This is a genomic window from Verrucomicrobium sp. 3C, from assembly GCF_000379365.1.
GTDB lineage: Bacteria > Verrucomicrobiota > Verrucomicrobiia > Methylacidiphilales > Methylacidiphilaceae > Methylacidimicrobium.
Genome location: NZ_KB901876.1, coordinates 307,342 through 324,007 on the forward strand (window position 1 = coordinate 307,342; position 16,666 = coordinate 324,007).

Consider the following 16,666-nt stretch of genomic DNA (forward strand, 5'->3'; position numbering starts at 1 on the left):
AAATAACTCTTGTAGACCTTCCCCTTCTGCCGCGACTTGACCTCGCAAAAGTACATTACGCACTCTTTTATGCCAAACGCAACGAATACACGTCAATATATTATTTCATATATTACGTACTACATGCTTTCCGTAAGTAATTGATAAATCACAATGTCGGTGAAAAAGTGTCAAAGTCAGGCTAGCACCGAGTCCCGTTACTACCTCTCCAGCGCGCCACCGGATCAGTATTCGCCCGAAGAATGGTTAAACTTGATCCGAGGACATTGGGGCGGGATCGAAATCCGCAACCATTGGCGACGCGATGTCCTGATGGGCGAAGACCGTTCTCGCTCCTGTCAGGCCAACCTGCTGGCCAACTTGGCGCTCATCCGTAACGCCCTTCTCTCGCTCCTCTCCGAACGCCTCGGCGAACGATCCCTCCCCCACTTCCGCGAACGATTCTGCTCCACCCCTAAACAATGTCTGGCCATCCTCGCCGCCGCATGAGCTCCAAAACAAAAGACCCTGCACTTCCGTTAGGGCCTGCTTGCTCGCTGACCCGCTTTCCGGGCCTTTTCCCAGAGGCTTCGACCACCGGCGTTACCACCAGCAGCCGCTCCGGGTGCTTCCGGCTGGAGCAATAGTTACCGGGTGGGGATCACTCCCTCCCCACTGGGCGATGCACCCTTTTCACGGCGCACGTCAAAGTCAGGCTAACTCTTCTCTCTGCTCTTCGCGAATCGGTAATGCACTTAAAATGGCTCCCATAATGAAAGCCATAATACCTAGTCTGCACTGTTATGTCACATAATTATGACGCGATGTACTAGCGTACCAGGAGCCTCTTTTGAAACCAGTAGGCTGCGGAGAGCAGAAGGAAGGAAAGGACGAAAAGGAAGACCGCGGTCTTCGTTGCCAAGCCGTAATCGAGTGACTCGACCGCGTCGTAGACGGAGATCGATAGCGTCCGCGTCACTCCAGGGATGTCTCCCCCCACCATGAGAACGACGCCAAACTCCCCCAAGGTGTGCGCAAAGCTCAGGACGATCCCCGATGCGATGCCGGGCCATGCCAGAGGCAAGACGATCCGAACGAAGGTTTCGGCCCGCCCCGCCCCCAGAACCCACGCCGCCTCGCGAAGTCTGCTGGGGATTCCTGCCATCGACGCCGCCACCGGTTGAACCAGAAAGGGGAGGCTGTAGAGAACCGATGCCACCCAGAGCCCTTCGAAAGAAAAAGCAAGAGACCCGCCGCCCGTCAGGCGGCCATACCATTGCCCCAGCCAACCAGCGCGTCCGAAGCCGACCAGGAGAAAAAAGCCGAGCACCGTCGGCGGCAGGACCAGCGGTAAAGCGACGACGGCCTCCAAGGCCGGCCGGAGCCTGCTCTTCGAATAGGCGACCCAGCCGGCCATCGGAATGCCGATGAGGCAGAGCGTGAGCGTGGTCACGGCTGCCAGTCTCAAGCTCAGCGAGAAGGCAATCCAGTCCATGCCGGGTCTTCGGAGCGAGGTTGCCTACTGCCTACAGGCCATGACTCCGAAAGAGCTTCTGCGCTTCCGGGCTGAGGAGAAAATCTCGAAAAGCTTCCGCAAGATCCAACCAGCGGCAACCTTTTAAAATCACCCCCCCCTGCTCTAGCGTGGGAGAGGTCCCCGGGGGAAACTCCTCGAAACGACCTTCTTTTTGGGCTGGCGGCGCCAACGCCAAAGACCGAGAAATCAAGCAGGCGTCGGCAGCTCCTTGCTGCGCGAACTGAAATGCCTGAGCGACATTTTCCCCGAAGACCAGCTTTCCTTCGACCCCGGCAAACAAGCCCGACCGGCGCAGCGTCTCTTCCGCCGCGCGTCCGTAGGGAGCGACATGGGGATTGGCCAAGGCCAGACGACGAAGCAAACGGCTTTGCAACGCCGCCACGACCCCTCCAGCCCTCCACAGATCCGCCTCCTTTCTTGCCCAGAGGACGACGGAACCGTGCGCATAGACAAAGACCTCCCCGCGAGCCGCCCCGGCACCGACCAGGCGCTGTGGATACTCCCGGTCGGCCGCCAGGAAAAGATCCAACTTTGCGCCCTGGAGCACTTCCGCGTAGATCTTCCCGGAGGAGGCGTACGTCGCTTCGATCCGAAAAGGCCCTCCTCCCGGAGAAAAGGCGGCAATCGCCTCGGGAAGGGCGTAACGCAGATCGGCGGCCGCGCCGATCCGCAAGACTCTTTCCGACCCCCCCTCCGCGTCGATCTGTTCAGCAAAGAAGGGTCGAGCCAGCACGAGAGAGAAGAGGAGGAAGGACACCCAAAGACGACGCATAGCACCTTTTAAAAGTCCCGGCCTCAGGAGGAAAGCTTTTAACCTGCCTGTCTCCACCGATTGTCCACGCGTTTCTAACCGCCATTTCTCACAAATTTCGTAGCCGAGGCGCGGCGAATGCGCCTGGATGCAAGGCGGGGCGCAGGTCCCCCCCCCGGAGCTCTAGGATGACATACTGCGAGGAGGGCCAAAAACCCAAGTCCCAACGAAGCAGACAGGTTCATCTCGCAAGCCGCAGGAGAACGCTTGGGCGACAGGCAGGCTAGTCATTGCCCCTCTTCTCTCAAGGCGCGTATAGTGGAAGGAATGGCAATCCGGCCTGGCAGCAAAACCAACGTCGAACTCTGGACCAGGGAAGAGAAAGGCATGGTCCGCCGCCTCGACTCGGTGGCGGTGGAAGAACCCCTGGAGATTCGCCTTCGCGCCGGACACCGGGAACGGGTTGTGGCCATCACGATGCGAACGCCCGGGTCGGACTTCGAGCTCGCTGCCGGATTCCTTTACGGAGAAGGGGTCGTCCGGAATGCCAACTCTATCCGCTCGATCTCCTACTGCGTGGACCGGGCAAAGGAGAAGGAACAGCTTTTCAACGTCGTAACCGTGGATCTCGCCACGGAGCGCCTGCCCGACCTGGGAGGGCTCGAACGCCACTTTCTCACCACGAGCGCATGCGGAGTGTGCGGCCGCGCTTCTCTGGAGATTCTGCGCAGCCGTGGCTGCCGCCCTCTGCCCATCGCCTGGACCATTCCCGCCAATCTGTTGCCTCTGTTGCCCGAACGGCTCGGATCGCGGCAGGGGGTCTTTCGTGCCACCGGGGGGCTCCATGCCGCTGGCCTCTTTACCAAGCAGGGAGAGCTCATTGCCCTGCGCGAAGACGTGGGCCGCCACAATGCCATGGACAAGCTCATCGGATGGGCTCTGCTCCAGGATCGTCTTCCCCTTTCGGACTATCTGGTCCTCGTCAGCGGCCGCGCAAGCTACGAGCTCCTCCAAAAGGCCCTGGCGGCGGAACTTCCGCTCTTTTGTGCCGTTTCCGCACCGAGCAGCCTCGCCGTACGCCTGGCCAGAGAATTTTCCCTCACGCTGGTCGGCTTTCTCCGGGGAGAGCGATTCAATGTCTATGGAGGCCGGGAGCGGATCCTTGCCGCCGACGCGCCTTGTTTGCCACGAGTCGCCAAAGATGCTTAGTTACTCATGACAGCCAGGGATTTTATCATGAAGTCATTCTCCGGCTGGAAAGGCTGGGCGGCGTTGCTCTTCACCGTTTGCGCGCTGGCGGCAGCAGCGGGCTGGGGGGCAACAGCGTGGAAGAACGCCCAGCAGCGCAAGGCGGTGGAGACGAGCTTTCAGACCACCCTCGCGCGGTCTCTGCCACAAGCCGATGCGCTTCGTAGCGAGCTCGTGCAGCAGAAGCTCCTGCTGGAAAATTTATTGGCGCAGGGCGAAGCCGCGACGAAGTCGCAAGGGATTCCCACCGATCTTTTACAAACGGCAAGCGCTCGATTCCGGGAACTGCTGGACCGGGCTTCGATCCTGGCCGACCAGATTCAGGCCGAGGCCGACCAAGCCGCCGCGCGCCTCGGCCTCGCCTCCTCCGACAGCCTTTTTCCTAGTTCGAACGCGCCCTCCTGGAGAACGTTTCTGACGGAAATCAACCAAGACCGCCAATGGGGTGATGCGGCTCGCCAGCGCATTGCGTTGCTCGAAGAGCGGTCGACGATGCTCGCGGCCCAGGAGCAAGCGCCCGCCGCGCAACAACCCGGCTTCTCCCCGGAAGACTTCTCTGTACCTCCACCCGACGTCCCGGCGACCAACCCTCCGCCCGAGGGTTACGGCATCGACGCGGGAAGCTCCGGCCCGTTCGTTGGTGACACGGAAGCGACGACCAGCTATGGAGGCGGAGGCTATGGAGGATACCCCTACTGGGGATGGGGCATGGGCATGTGGGGTATGGGCATGTGGGGCATGGGCTTCTGGCCCTTTTTTTTTCCTTTTTTTCCCATGGTGATCGTAGAACAACAGAGAGCCGCCCACCAACAACAGCACCAGGGCAAGACGGCAGCCAACCATCAGGCCGCAACGCAATCCCGCGTCCCGAGCCACTCGTCACCGGCCCCTCATCATGGGCTAACCCAGCATGGCGCCGGCCACGGCACCCCGGCGAACGGGACGACGCATGCCGGCGGCATCGCTCACGGGCAGGATTCTTCTCATACCGGTGCCCATGCGGGCCATGGCGCGTCCGCTCTTGCCCACGGCGGATTCCCTTCCCAATCCGCTGTTCATCCGCAACATCTTTTTAGCCCCGCCGTTCACGACGTCGCAGGCCGATCCGTCAATTCGGCGGCCCTGCACGGTGCCAACCTCGGCACTGCCGCTCATGCCCATGGCTTTCACGGCGGAAGCGCTGCGGGAGCCGGGTCCTTTGCCGGCCACACGGGTTTCCCGCACGGGGCCGCAGGAGGCTTCCACGGCGCCACTGGACTCGGTCATGGTGGGGCCTTGGGACACGCCGGCGTCTTCCATGGGACCACTGGACTCGGTCATGGTGGGGTTTTCCACGGCGTGGGCGGCTCGTTCCACGGATCGCCGAACGTCTTTCATGGCGCTTCGCTCGGCGCGGGCGGACCTCATGGACTCGGCGGCTTCCACGGAATGCCGGGCGGGCTCCACGGAGGAATGGGAGGATTTCATGGAGGAATGGGAGGATTTCATGGAGGAATGGGAGGATTTCATGGAGGCTTCGGCGGATTTCACGGCGGAGGCGGAGGTCATCGCTGATGGAGCGTCTTCAGCACCTTACGTCCATCATCCGCTTGACCGTCTCGCCGCAGCGACGACTCGCCTATTCCGCTCTGTTGTTCCTCCTGGCTTTTTTTGTAGGGATGCGGACCCGGACCACGGAGGCCGCAGTCACGGAACCATCCGAACTGACCGCGCAACAAGAAGGGTCCGCCCGCCCGACCGGCTCGCGGGAAGTGTTTGCCTGGATCGACAACCTCCGCCTGCTTCAACCCGCAACAATCGCGAGGGCGGAAGCAAGCGTCGGTGTGCCTCTCCATCGGATCGAGAGCGGCGATTGGCTTACGGTCTACGAGACGTCGGGCTCGGCTCGCCCCTGGATCCAACGCGTAGAGCTGCGGCTTCCGGAACGTGCGAATCAAGGCTGGTCCTTCCTTGCCATCGTCGACTTCGACCCCGCCCGCACAGAGATCCTGCCGTCCGATGCCATCACCTATCGAGCGGGAGCGCGGGCGGGAGCCAACCCGCTGATTCCTCCCGGTTGGCGAGGTGTCTGGAAGTATTGGGAGTTTTCCGCCCCCGATTTCCTCTTGTGGGACAGCGCCGTGGAGACGATCATCCTCCGCTTCCGCTCCGAAGGTCCCCGGCGATTACAGCAGTGCAGCCTCTACCGGAAGGCAGCCGCGCCTCTCGGAGACCGGGAGACCTCTCGAACGAGAAAGTCGCGTAACCACAAAGTCGAAACCGGCCTCGGCTCGACCCTCGATGCGCTCATCAATGCCTCACCAGATGCAGCGAAGCAAGTTCAGGAGCTTCAAGGTGCGGGATGGAGACTTTCCTGGGCACCGCTAGCCATCAGCGCGGTCGACCTCGTGCAGAGATCGATTCTTCTCCCCAAGGATAAGGACCTAAAAAAGAGTTACGCTTGGCTTCTCTGGGCATTGGGCCAACTCTCCCAACCATTCGATCCCATGACCGCGACGCGGCCTGTCGAGTAGCCTGCCTGTCTCACAAAATTCCTACCCGAGGCGCGGCAAATGGATCTGGAGGCAAGGCGGGGCGCCGGTTTTCCCCAGGAGCTGGATGACCTCACACTGCGAGGAGGGCCAAAAACCCAAGTCCCAACGGAGCAGCCGGGCCCATTTGAGCAAGCCGCAGGAGAACGCTTGGAAGAACCGGCAGGCCGGCCCTTCCTATCAGGGCTGCGAGGAGGACGTGGGCCTATTGGCGGCTCCCTCCTGCTGGGCTGCCCGCTCCAGGGCCTCTTGAAGCTTGGTCGCTTCTTCTTTGATCTGACCGGCTCCCTGCCCAAGCGATTGGGCCGCACCTCGGATCCCGTTTTGGAGCGCGTCTTTCACCTGCTGCAGATCGTGATGAAAAGCAGACCGTTCCGTCTGCAGTTCCTTGGCCAGGGACCGGGCGAGATCATCATGTTTTTGCCGGATCGCCTGATCGAGCTGGTCGACTTTCTTGTTTAATTCGGAATCCCGCTTGAGCAGATCCGCCAACTTATCCTGCCAGCTACTCGGGGCATCCGTGGGAGTTGCGGCAGGCGCATCGGTCCCGGCTGGCAGCTCGGCGGCGCGGAGGAACCCAGACCGGGAAAGGAGCGCGAGGGCTAGGACGATGATCGTTCTTTTTTTCATGCCTCGCTATCGAACCACGACAAGAGAAACTCCGTCAACCGCTTCTTCCCACACGTCATCCCTAGCCGCCATTTCTCACAAATTTCGTAGCCGAGGCGCCGCCAATGGGCTTGGATGCGAGGCGCAGCGCCGGTTTTCCACCGGAGCTGTATGAAGACATGCTGCAAGGATGGAAAACCAAGCGAGAGCGAAAGCAGACAAGCCCATTGTGCAAGCCGTAGGAGAACACGCTTGGAAGACCGGCAGGCAAGTTATGGAGCCACCGTCGACTTGGTTGCTCCGCCGACGGACGAGTTCTTTTTCTCCTCCGCAAGCCTTGCGCGCTGCTTGGTGGCGGCACGCTGCAACTGCCGCTCATATTCTTTGTATAGGCGTTTAGGGTCTGCCGATGGCTCTGCTCCAACGTTCCCGCTTGGTCCGGGTGGACCCGTGGGCTCGGGAACCGCCGACGACCGCTCCCCAGCAGGGGGTGACTCGACCGGCAGTGCTTTTTCCACCCGTTCTCCGCTGAAATCCTGTTGCTGGGACGGAAGAGACACCCCCGTCCGAGAGTCCGGGCTTTGCGGAGTCCCGAAAGCCCTTTGGCCTGTTGCCAATGAGACCTTCCTGTCCCGAATCCTCTGCAACGTCCGGACCATTCCTTCCCAAGCCGCTCGCTCTGCTTCCTGAACCTCCGATACCTCTTCTTCCGTAAATACCCGCCCCCAACTCTCGAAGGGGAGCGGCTCCGTCTTCTCCACGCTCCAGCGGTTGTCGGAAAAGAGTGCTCGCTCCACCGCCCATTTCACGGTGATCGCTTTCCCCTTCCTGGCTACTGCCCTTCTGCGGTTCACCCGGTAGCAGGATCCAGGCTCCAGGTCGGGATAGAAGACAAGATAGGAAGCCAGTTTCCTCTGGAGAGCATCGGCCCCCGCCGGTGACGAAAAGTGTCCGACCGGGAGCTGAAACCAGGAGATCGACGATTCGAGGCGAAGGAGGTAGCCCGCCCCGAACGAGCCATCGGCAAACTCCCGAAACGAGATGGGATTTACGCGGACGAGCGTCATGCCTTCCGGCAGAAGCGGCATCACCCTCTCCCGGACAACCTCCTCTTTCAACGCCGTGGGCTTCGGCGGCCCCGACACGAACGGTCCCGGCGCAAGCTTCCTTCCGCTGCGGCTCGCCAGCACGTAGACAACACCGAGGATCGCCCCCAGAAGGAAAGCCAACCCCACCCGCAGCCAAATCCCTCTCATTCCCTAAACACCTCGTCCCTTGACCCATGCTGGCGTGGATCAGGCTGTGCCTTTTTCACAGGAAGGTGCTTGCGCCGATAGGATATCAGGCCCGACCGAAGGAAAAAACAAGAATGGAGACCGCCTCGGGTGGTGCGGCTTGGCCGCGAGCTGACATTCTTTTCTCGAAGAATGTCCTTGGTGTCATCACTCTTTTCGCATTTTATTCTTTCATGAATACGAACTTAGCTATAACGCCCCTCGCTCTGGGCGCGGCAGCACCCATCGTGCATGGGACAGATCAAAGCGGGAATGAAGTAGACCTAGCGGAAGCTTCGAGGAATGCGATCCTTCTCCTCTATTTTTATCCGAAGGCGGACACACCGGGATGTACCAAAGAGTCTTGCGGCTTACGCGACGCCTACCAGAAGTTCGTGGATCATGGAGTCAGGGTCTTTGGGGTGAGCATGGACACGGTCGCCTCTCAGAAGCACTTCGTCGAAAAATACCACCTGCCCTTCACCCTGCTTGCCGATCCCGAGGGAAAGATCGTCGACGCCTTCGGCGTGGCAAAGCGAAACGGTCATGCCACCCGGCAATCCTTTTTGATTCGAAACGGCAAGATTATCTGGCACGACGCAAAAGTGAACCCGGAGACCCATGCGAAAGAGGTGCTGCGGGAGATCGAAAGACACTCTTCTTGAACAACGCCTCCGGCTTTCGAGTTCGGGCACTGCGATCCGCGTCCGGGGTATCTCCGTATCGGACGCAAGCCTCGAAGCCGCCTTCAGGTATCCCGAGCGTCGCCGCGCGGCTGTCAGGCTGCCATCCGCAATCCGGTACCCAGGCCAATGGGAGATCGCTCACCCGCTCGCTTCCGAGACGGGTTGCCCATCAACGGAAAGACGGGCCGGTCGAAAATCGGACCGGCGAGATTTGAACTCGCGACCTCTTGCACCCCAAGCAAGCGCGCTACCAGGCTGCGCTACGGCCCGTTTGACGGGATCTGATAAAAAGGATAACAGAGTTCCCGAAACAAGAGCAAGTTCCCGATGCGCAACGCAGAGTTCATGGCAAAAAAACATCCCTCCCACCTTCGCCTGGGTCTCTTTGGGGGCAGTTTCGATCCGATCCACCATGGCCACCTCATCAGCTCTTGGGATGCTCTCGAGCAGATGGATCTCGATCACATCGTCTTCATCCCCTGCGCCCTCTCTCCCCATAAGCCAGATCCTCCCGTCGCACCGGGAGAGCAGCGCATTGCGATGATTCGCCAAGCGACGCGGGGATGGCCCGTTTTTTCTCTCTCCGACTGCGAGCTGATTCGTGGCGGATCCTCCTACTCCGTGGATACGGCGGAGGAGATGCGCAGCCGCTTCCCGGCAGCGGAGCTCTTTTGGATCATCGGCTCGGACCAAGCGCAAAGCCTTCCATCCTGGAAGGACTATCCGCGCCTTCGTCAGCTCGTCACCTTTCTGGTCATACCGCGACCAGGGTACGTCAACATCGTCCCAGAGAACGGTATGGCAGTGCTCCCCTCGCCCCATTTCGTCGACATCTCCTCGACAGAAATCCGCGACCGGACGGTCACTGGTCTTTCCATTGCTCATCTTGTGCCTCGTGCAGTGGCAACTCACATCGCCAAACACCGGCTTTATGAGAAGATCCCCGTCGGATGACTGATCCTCTCGCCTTGGCACGCTTTTGCCGAGACGTCGCTTTGCAAGGGAAAGCGATCTCACCCGTCATTCTCGATCTTCGCAATCTCTCCGCCTTTGCCGATTTCTTCTTCATCTGCTCCGCGGCGTCCCCTCCGCAACTCAAGGCACTGGCCGCTTCGGTCGAACGGGAGGTGCAAGAAGCTCATGGCATTCATCCTCTCTCCGTTCAAGGTTCTCCGGTCAGCCATTGGATCGTGCTCGACTACGGATCGCTCCTCGTTCACATCTTCCTCGAAAAGGAACGGACGCATTACGAGCTCGAGCACCTATGGGGAGACGCACCCATGCTCTGAGGGCTTGACGGGGACGCGCCCCGTGAGCCATCGCTTCCGCATGGCCCTTCCTTCACCCCTCCCGACCACCGACCTTCCCTATTTTCCTTGCCGGCATTTCTCACAAAGTTCGTACCCGGGGTGCGGTGAATGGTCCTGGTTGCAAGGCAGGGTGCATGTTTTCCCCCGGAGCGATAGGACAGCATCCGGCGGGGAGGGGAAACCAGGTCCCAACGAGGCAGAGAGGTCCATTTTGCAAGCCACAGGAGAACGCTTGTGAAACAGGCAGGCTAAGCCAGGAGTAAATAGCCGATGCCCGCTCCCCGGGTTTCTTCCTCTCCGCAGTCGGCAGCGCTGCTGCCGGTCATTCGTCATCCCTTTTACCATTTCTTGGGCGCTCTCACGGTCTTGTTTGCCCTCATGGGGGTCGGCACTTTCGGCTACTGGAGCATCGAGAAGATGTCCCCTCTCGACGCGTTATACATGACTATCATCACGCTCAGCACCGTGGGTTTCGAGGAGGTCCATCCGCTTTCTCCTCGGGGCCGACTCTTTACGATTGGGCTGATTGCCGGGGGTGGGGCCCTTGCGGCTTATGCTGCGGGAAAGGCGATCGAATACCTCTCCTCCGGCGAATGGCGGGATTTTCTTGAAACGCGCCGGCAAAGCCGAATGTTGAGTGGGATGAAGGGCCACTATCTGGTCTGCGGTTACGGCCGAGTCGGGCGCCATGTCACCCAGGAACTGATCGAACAGGGTCTGCGGGTCGTGGTGATCGATTCGCAGTCCGAAGCTCTCGCCGGCCTCAAGATGTCGGGAACCTCGGCGATCGTAGGCAACGCTTCGGACGAAGCCGTCTTGATTGCCGCCGAGATTCTGCGCGCTAAGGGCCTGGTAGCCTGCGCCAGCTCCGACGCGGAAAACCTGTTGATCGTTCTTACCGCGCGCTTGATGAACCCTGAGATCACGATTATCGCCCGCGCGGTCGACGAAGCCTCCGAGCCAAAACTAAAAAAGGCGGGAGCCAACCGCGTCGTGCTGCCCTCCCAGCTGGCGGCGATCCGCACGATTACCCTGCTTCTTCGCCCGGCAGTCGCCGATTTTCTTTGGGAGGCCGCCCACGTCGGGGGACTGGAGCTCTTCCTGGAGCAAATTCCCCTCCGGCAGGGCTCTTGCCTGATTGGCCAAACGTTGGCGCAGGCCCAGTTGCGCAACCGGTTCAACGTTACGATCCTCGGCTGCCGGTTGCCGGACGGGACGCTGTCCGTGCGGCCCACCGCCGAGACTGTGCTTGATGCCGGCAAAGAGCTCATCGCGCTCGGAACCTATGCGGAATTGCAGGCATTTGCGCGGCTGGCTTCCGGGGAGGAACGCGGTGAGGCAACTCCCTGAACCTTCTCCTGTTGGAACGGGAGAAGCGCCGATCCGGAGGCAAACTTCCCAAAAACGAATGCCACGAGTTTGTACTCTGTACAACAGATCGTTAGATCTGTTAGCATCATCGCCATGCCTTTTGCCGTCGTCACGGGAGCCGCCGGTTTTCTGGGCAGCCACCTCGTCGATCGGCTGCTGCGCGCCGGCTATCGGGTCCTCGGCGTCGATAACTTCGTGACCGGCAACCCCGATAATCTATCCCATCTCAAGCACGAATCCCAGTTCGACCTCCTCGTACAAGACGTCTCGGAATTCCTCGACATCCCTGGGAAGGTCGATCAGATCTTTCACCTCGCCTCGCCCGCCAGCCCGATTGACTACCTCAATCTTCCGATCCAGACCCTGAAGGCGGGGGCTCTCGGCACCTACCGCGCCTTGGGGCTGGCCAAGGCTAAGGGTGCAGGATTCGTGCTAGCCTCCACCTCGGAAATCTATGGCGATCCCTTGGTGCATCCCCAGAACGAAGAATATTGGGGCAATGTAAACCCGATCGGACCTCGGGGAGTCTATGATGAGGCAAAGCGCTTTGCCGAGGCCCTGACCATGGCCTACCACCGGAGCCACGGTGTGAACACCCACATCGTTCGCATCTTCAACACCTATGGGCCTCGCATGCGGCTCCAGGACGGTCGCGTCGTCCCGGCCTTCATCGGACAGGCTCTGGAAGGAAAGCCGCTCACGATTTTCGGCGATGGATCGCAGACTCGCAGCTTCTGCTACTGTTCCGATTTGATCGAGGGAATCTTTCTGCTCTCTCAATCCGGTTTCGACGATCCGGTGAACGTGGGGAATCCGACCGAGCTTTCCATCCTGGAATTTGCTCGGTTGATCTGCCGACTCGCCGACATTCCCGAACAGTTGGAGTACAAGCCGCTTCCGGTCGACGACCCAAAACAGCGGCGTCCGGACATCACCCGCGCCGGAAATTTCCTCGGCTGGGCTCCGAAGGTCGACCTAAAAACGGGATTGCGAGAGACGATTGAATGGTTCCGCGCCCATCGTCCGGAAGCGAGGAAAGAAGAGGAAGCGCAAAGGCCGACTTGATCGGGACTCTCAGGCTAGCCTGCATTTCTCCGATGGCTGTCGGGAACCGCAGCCCGGCCAAGAGCTTTGAATCCGAGTCGCCATTTCTTACAAATTTCGTAGTCGAGGCGTCGCAAATGGGCTTCGATGCGAGGCGCGGCGCCTGTTTTCTACCGGAGCTGTATGAGGACGTACTACAAGGAGTGAAAACCAAGCGAGAGCGAAGCAGACAAGCCCATTGTGCAAGCCGCAGGAGAAAGCTTGGGAGAAATGGCGGCTAGCACTCGCATGGATCGCCGAAAGACGACTCTCTGGCTAGGCATTGAAAGCTCCTGCGACGAAACGGGAGTCGCCCTCGTGGCAGAGCAGGCGGGGAGGACCCAGATCGTCGGCGCTCTCCTAGCCAGCCAAGTTTATCGCCATCGCCCTTACGGAGGAGTCGTGCCGGAGCTCGCCGTACGCGAACATTCGAGAAACCTTCCTCTTCTGGTCGCCCGGCTTTTCCGGGAAGCGAGCATCGCGTTGCGGGAGCTTGGAGGGATTGCCGTCACCGAGGGGCCCGGGCTCGCTTCCTGCCTTCTCGTCGGCAACGCTTATGCGCGGGCGATGGGGGCCGCCCTTGGTCTCCCCGTCTTCGGGGTGAATCACCTCGAAGGCCATCTTTTTTCTCCCTTCCTCGAGGCGGAGGAATCGATCTCGTTTCCCTTCCTCGGTCTCGTGGTCAGCGGGGGCCACACCATTTTAGCCTCCGTCGAAGGATGGAACCGTTATCGGATCTTGTCCTCCACCTCGGACGACGCGGCTGGAGAGGCGCTCGACAAGATCGCCCGCCTCCTCGGCTTGCCTTACCCGGGAGGACCGGAGATCGAGAAGCTGGCCGCCCGAGGCAACCCCAAGGCATTTCGGTTTCCGCGGGGGTTTCCAGAAGCGCGCGACCTCCGATTCAGCTTCAGCGGCGTGAAGACCGCCGTCCGATATTTCCTCGAAAAACATGCCGAAGAGCGCGGTGACCCTGCTTTTCTCGCGGACGTGGCTGCCTCGTTGCAGGAAGCCGTGCTTCGCACCCTCTGCGAGAAGGCTCTCTGGGCGGCGGCGGGAGGAGGTTTCCGCATCCTGGCGGCCTCAGGCGGAGTCCTGGCGAATCAGCGATTGCGGGAACTCTTGGAAGCGGGATGCCACCATGCCAGGCTCGCCCTCCACATCGCGCCCTCCGCCCTCTGCACGGACAATGCGGTCATGATCGCATCCGCAGCGGCCTGGAAGAGCGCAGCCGGACTGCCCGCCAGCCTCGGAGAGGATGTCGACCCGGGCCTGCCGCTATAGCCTGCCTATCTCACAAAGTTCGTACCCGAGGCGAGGGCCGATGGCCCTGGATGCAAGGCGGGACGCCGGTTTTCCCCCGGAGATGTAGGACCACATACTGCAAGGAGGGCCAAAAACCCAAGTCCCAACGAAACAGACAGGTCCATTTCGCCAGCCGCAGGAGAACGCTTATGAGTATATGCAGGCTTGGGCCATGTGAAATTCCCATTGACGCCTCCTGCAAGAACGGCATAGGGTGTCCTGCCGGTCGAAGGCGCTAACCGTTTGTCTTTTCCTCTCTTATGGCACGTGAACTCAGTTACGTTATTATCAATCCCTATTCGCTGAACAAGTCGCGCACAGGAGCGATTCTCTCTCGACTGCTCACCCGGACGAGCTTGGAGCTGGCGGGAGCCGCCATGTTTGCGCCTAGCCACGAACTCGTCCGCGAGTACGCCAAGATGATCGTGACCGAACACGATCCCCAGGACCGTCAGATTCAGCAGCTCATTCAAGAATACATCCTGGAAAACTATGCCCCGGACCCTGCAACCAAGCAGCGGCGCCGGGTCATGGTCTTGCTCTTCACGGGCAACGATGCCGTCGCTCGCACACGGGAAGCGGTCGGCAACATCCGCCGGATGAGCGGCGGCGGGGAAACCGTTCGAGACACCTTTTCCGACCTCGTTTTTGCCCGGGACGGATCCGTTCGTTACTTCGAGCCGGCCGTTTTGGCGGCCCCCACGGTGGAAGAAGCCAAAGCCAAGCTCCGTCTTTGGAGTCGCTATGCGGAGAGCGATTCGGGATTGGTCTCAGCCGTCCTCCCCACTTTACAGGACCCCCGGCACCAGCGGACCCTCGTGATCCTCAAGCCGGACACGATCCGTCTTCCTGGCGGCAGACCGGGTACCGTCATTGACCTTTTCTCGAAGACGGGACTCGCGATCACGGCGATCAAGATTCACCGGATGAGCCTCGCTGAAGCCGAAGAATTTTATGCTCCCGTTCGGTCGGTCTTACGCGAGAAGCTGGTCGGCGCTACGGGCGAGAAGGTAACAGAACTAGTGCGATCCGCCCTCGGGATCAGTGTGAATCCGGTTTTGAAGGAAGAGCTTGGCCGACTCCTGGGACCGAAGGCGGCCGATCACCAGTTCGACCTGATCCTCCAGTTCATGACCGGTCACAATCCCAAGGATTGTTCGGAAGCGGAATGCACGCTTCCCGGCAAGGAAAGATGCCTCGTGCTGGTCTATGAGGGGATCGATGCCGTGCAGCGGATCCGGGAGGTTCTCGGACCCACGGATCCCGCCAAGGCGCCACCGGGCTCGATCCGGCGCGAATTTGGTCAGAACATCATGGTCAACGCCGCCCACGCCTCCGACTCGGTCGAGAGCGCCGAGCGTGAAATCCAGATCCTCCGCCCGGGAGAAAGCAACTTTCGTTCCCTCGTCTCCGAATACTACGGCTCCTAGCCGCACCACACTCTCACCCGTCGAACCACCCAAAGGGCCCTATGGAACCATCTTCTCGTGCCAAACGCATTACCCCATCCCTTACACTTTCCTTGGGAAGCAAGGCTAAGTCGCTGCAGGCTAAAGGAGTAGATATTATAAATCTTGGCTCGGGCGAGCCCGATTTCGATACTCCGGAGTTCATCAAGGCCGCCGCCATGGGATCCCTGGATGCGGGCTTCACCAAGTATACACCCTCTTCGGGCATCCCCGAACTGCGCGAGGCCATCGCCGACAAGCTCAAAGGGGACAATGGGTTATCCTACGAGCCGACGCAGATCACGGTCAGTTGCGGCGCCAAGCACGCCTGCCTCAATGTCCTTCTGGCGACTTTGGAGGCCGGAGACGAGGTCATCATTCCCGCTCCTTACTGGTTGAGCTATCCGGAGATGGTCAAGATCGCCGACGGGGAGCCCGTCATCGTTCCCACTCGGCTGGAGAATGGCTACAAGATCACCCCGGAGGAATTTTCCGAGGCCATGACCCCAAAGACTCGGATGATCATCCTTAACAGCCCGGGGAATCCCACCGGCTCGGTCTATACGCGGGAAGAGCTCGAAGCGCTGGCTCGGGTCGCGGTCGAAGAGGATATCCTGATCCTTTCCGATGAAATCTACGAAAAGATTCTTTTCGACGGACAGAAGCACTCGAGCGTTGCCTCCCTGGACACCGCGTTCTATTCGCTCACCTTCACCGTCAACGGCTTTAGCAAGGCCTACGCCATGACTGGCTGGCGGCTGGGTTACGTGGCATCCCCTCCTTGGGCTGCCGGAGCCGTGGAGGCAATTCAGAGCCACTCCACCTCTAACGTGACCTCCTTTGCGCAGAAAGGGGCATTAGCTGCCTATCGAGGTCCGCAAGATTGTGTGCTGGCCATGACCCAAGAGTATGCGCGCCGAAGAGATTACTTGGTGACACAGCTTAGCTCCTTTTCCAAAATCAACTTTCTCCGAGCCCAAGGAACGTTTTACCTGCTGCTCGAGATCGGGGAAACGAGGCTTTCCTCCACCCAGTTCGCCGAGCGCCTCCTGGAAGAAGAAAAGGTGATGGTCATTCCTGGGATCGCCTTCGGCGACGACCGGACGATACGGCTCTCCTATGCGACGGACATGGAGAGCTTAAAAAGAGGAGTGGAGCGGCTTGGCGGCTTCCTGAAGCGCTTGTAAGCCCCATGGCACCCCGTCCCTCCCTCCCTTCCCAGGACTCATGGATTCTAACCGCCATTTCTCACAAAGTTCCTAGCCGAGGCGCCGCAAATGGGCTTGGATTCGAGGCGCGGCGCCGGTTTTCCACCGGAGCTGTATGAGGACATACTGCAAGGATGGAAAACCAAGCCAAACGAAGCAGACAAGCCCATTGTGCAAGCCGCAGGAGAAAGCTTGGGAGGAATGGCGGCTAAGACGGGATCCACTTCGCTTCGTAAGCCAGACTCCTGTCGGCTCGCGAAGAAGGGACCGATGACGAGCCTATCCTGAGCAGGAGTAGGCGGACGGACAAAGAGGCGAGCCCGCTT

16 protein-coding genes and 1 tRNA gene are annotated in these 16,666 nt (G+C 60.2%); 12 read left to right on the top strand and 5 right to left on the bottom strand.

The window, feature by feature from the left end:
• Window positions 1–252 precede the first annotated feature (252 nt).
• Complete coding sequence (locus A37A_RS19525; RefSeq protein ID WP_081616306.1) at window positions 253–489, top strand: DDE transposase family protein; 237 nt, start codon at window positions 253–255, stop codon at window positions 487–489.
• 319 nt (window positions 490–808) lie between these two features.
• Here the strand turns inward: A37A_RS19525 and modB are convergent, their stop codons facing one another.
• A complete protein-coding gene (gene modB / locus A37A_RS0112315) occupies window positions 809–1,474 on the bottom strand; it encodes a molybdate ABC transporter permease subunit (RefSeq protein WP_018291792.1) in 666 nt (221 codons plus the stop codon).
• Window positions 1,475–1,505: 31 nt separating this feature from the next.
• Window positions 1,506–2,288, bottom strand: coding sequence for a molybdate ABC transporter substrate-binding protein (gene modA / locus A37A_RS0112320; protein WP_018291793.1), 783 nt, complete (start codon window positions 2,286–2,288; stop codon window positions 1,506–1,508).
• A gap of 306 nt (window positions 2,289–2,594) precedes the next feature.
• Between modA and fdhD the strand changes: the two genes are divergently transcribed.
• Genes fdhD through A37A_RS0112335 form a run of 3 tightly spaced genes read left to right on the top strand, consistent with a single transcriptional unit; the run spans window position 2,595 to window position 6,028 of the window.
• The gene (fdhD, locus tag A37A_RS0112325) at window positions 2,595–3,476 is read left to right on the top strand and encodes a formate dehydrogenase accessory sulfurtransferase FdhD (RefSeq protein ID WP_018291794.1); all 882 of its coding nucleotides are present in this window, start codon (window positions 2,595–2,597) and stop codon (window positions 3,474–3,476) included.
• Between the two features lie 6 nt (window positions 3,477–3,482).
• The gene (locus tag A37A_RS18540) at window positions 3,483–5,069 is read left to right on the top strand and encodes a hypothetical protein (RefSeq protein WP_018291795.1); all 1,587 of its coding nucleotides are present in this window, start codon (window positions 3,483–3,485) and stop codon (window positions 5,067–5,069) included.
• Complete coding sequence (locus A37A_RS0112335) at window positions 5,069–6,028, top strand: hypothetical protein (RefSeq protein WP_018291796.1); 960 nt, start codon at window positions 5,069–5,071, stop codon at window positions 6,026–6,028. Before A37A_RS18540 ends, A37A_RS0112335 begins: the two co-directional genes overlap by 1 nt.
• 198 nt (window positions 6,029–6,226) lie before the next feature.
• Here the strand turns inward: A37A_RS0112335 and A37A_RS0112340 are convergent, their stop codons facing one another.
• Both A37A_RS0112340 and A37A_RS0112345 read right to left on the bottom strand, forming a co-directional pair.
• Window positions 6,227–6,676 (bottom strand): hypothetical protein, encoded by a 450-nt coding sequence (locus A37A_RS0112340; protein ID WP_018291797.1) that lies wholly within the window; start codon window positions 6,674–6,676, stop codon window positions 6,227–6,229.
• 251 nt (window positions 6,677–6,927) lie between these two features.
• Window positions 6,928–7,911: a hypothetical protein gene (locus A37A_RS0112345; RefSeq protein WP_018291799.1), complete on the bottom strand. Its 984-nt coding sequence runs from the start codon at window positions 7,909–7,911 to the stop codon at window positions 6,928–6,930.
• Window positions 7,912–8,024: 113 nt separating this feature from the next.
• Here A37A_RS0112345 and A37A_RS0112350 point away from each other — a divergent pair, with 113 nt between their 5' ends.
• On the top strand, window positions 8,025–8,594 hold the full coding sequence (locus tag A37A_RS0112350) for a peroxiredoxin (protein WP_020494410.1): 570 nt from the start codon (window positions 8,025–8,027) through the stop codon (window positions 8,592–8,594).
• 217 nt (window positions 8,595–8,811) lie between these two features.
• Here the strand turns inward: A37A_RS0112350 and A37A_RS0112355 are convergent.
• Window positions 8,812–8,885, bottom strand: a tRNA-Pro gene (locus tag A37A_RS0112355).
• Window positions 8,886–8,960: 75 nt separating this feature from the next.
• Between A37A_RS0112355 and nadD the strand changes: the two genes are divergently transcribed.
• The 7 genes from nadD to A37A_RS0112390 all read left to right on the top strand — a co-directional run bounded on the left by nadD (window position 8,961) and on the right by A37A_RS0112390 (window position 16,319).
• Window positions 8,961–9,569, top strand: a complete 609-nt coding sequence (gene nadD, locus A37A_RS0112360) for a nicotinate-nucleotide adenylyltransferase (protein ID WP_026195817.1) — start codon at window positions 8,961–8,963, stop codon at window positions 9,567–9,569.
• Complete coding sequence (gene rsfS, locus A37A_RS0112365) at window positions 9,566–9,904, top strand: ribosome silencing factor (protein ID WP_018291802.1); 339 nt, start codon at window positions 9,566–9,568, stop codon at window positions 9,902–9,904. The genes nadD and rsfS overlap by 4 nt, the downstream gene beginning before the upstream one ends.
• Window positions 9,905–10,195: 291 nt before the next feature.
• The gene (locus A37A_RS0112370; protein WP_018291803.1) at window positions 10,196–11,275 is read left to right on the top strand and encodes a TrkA family potassium uptake protein; all 1,080 of its coding nucleotides are present in this window, start codon (window positions 10,196–10,198) and stop codon (window positions 11,273–11,275) included.
• Between the two features lie 114 nt (window positions 11,276–11,389).
• Window positions 11,390–12,361 (top strand): UDP-glucuronic acid decarboxylase family protein, encoded by a 972-nt coding sequence (locus A37A_RS17455; protein WP_018291804.1) that lies wholly within the window; start codon window positions 11,390–11,392, stop codon window positions 12,359–12,361.
• Between the two features lie 249 nt (window positions 12,362–12,610).
• Window positions 12,611–13,663 (top strand): tRNA (adenosine(37)-N6)-threonylcarbamoyltransferase complex transferase subunit TsaD, encoded by a 1,053-nt coding sequence (gene tsaD / locus A37A_RS0112380; RefSeq protein WP_196799618.1) that lies wholly within the window; start codon window positions 12,611–12,613, stop codon window positions 13,661–13,663.
• A gap of 281 nt (window positions 13,664–13,944) precedes the next feature.
• Window positions 13,945–15,114 (top strand): nucleoside-diphosphate kinase, encoded by a 1,170-nt coding sequence (locus A37A_RS0112385; RefSeq protein ID WP_018291806.1) that lies wholly within the window; start codon window positions 13,945–13,947, stop codon window positions 15,112–15,114.
• 41 nt (window positions 15,115–15,155) lie between these two features.
• Window positions 15,156–16,319 (top strand): pyridoxal phosphate-dependent aminotransferase, encoded by a 1,164-nt coding sequence (locus A37A_RS0112390; protein ID WP_020494411.1) that lies wholly within the window; start codon window positions 15,156–15,158, stop codon window positions 16,317–16,319.
• The last annotated feature ends 347 nt before the right edge of the window (window positions 16,320–16,666 follow it).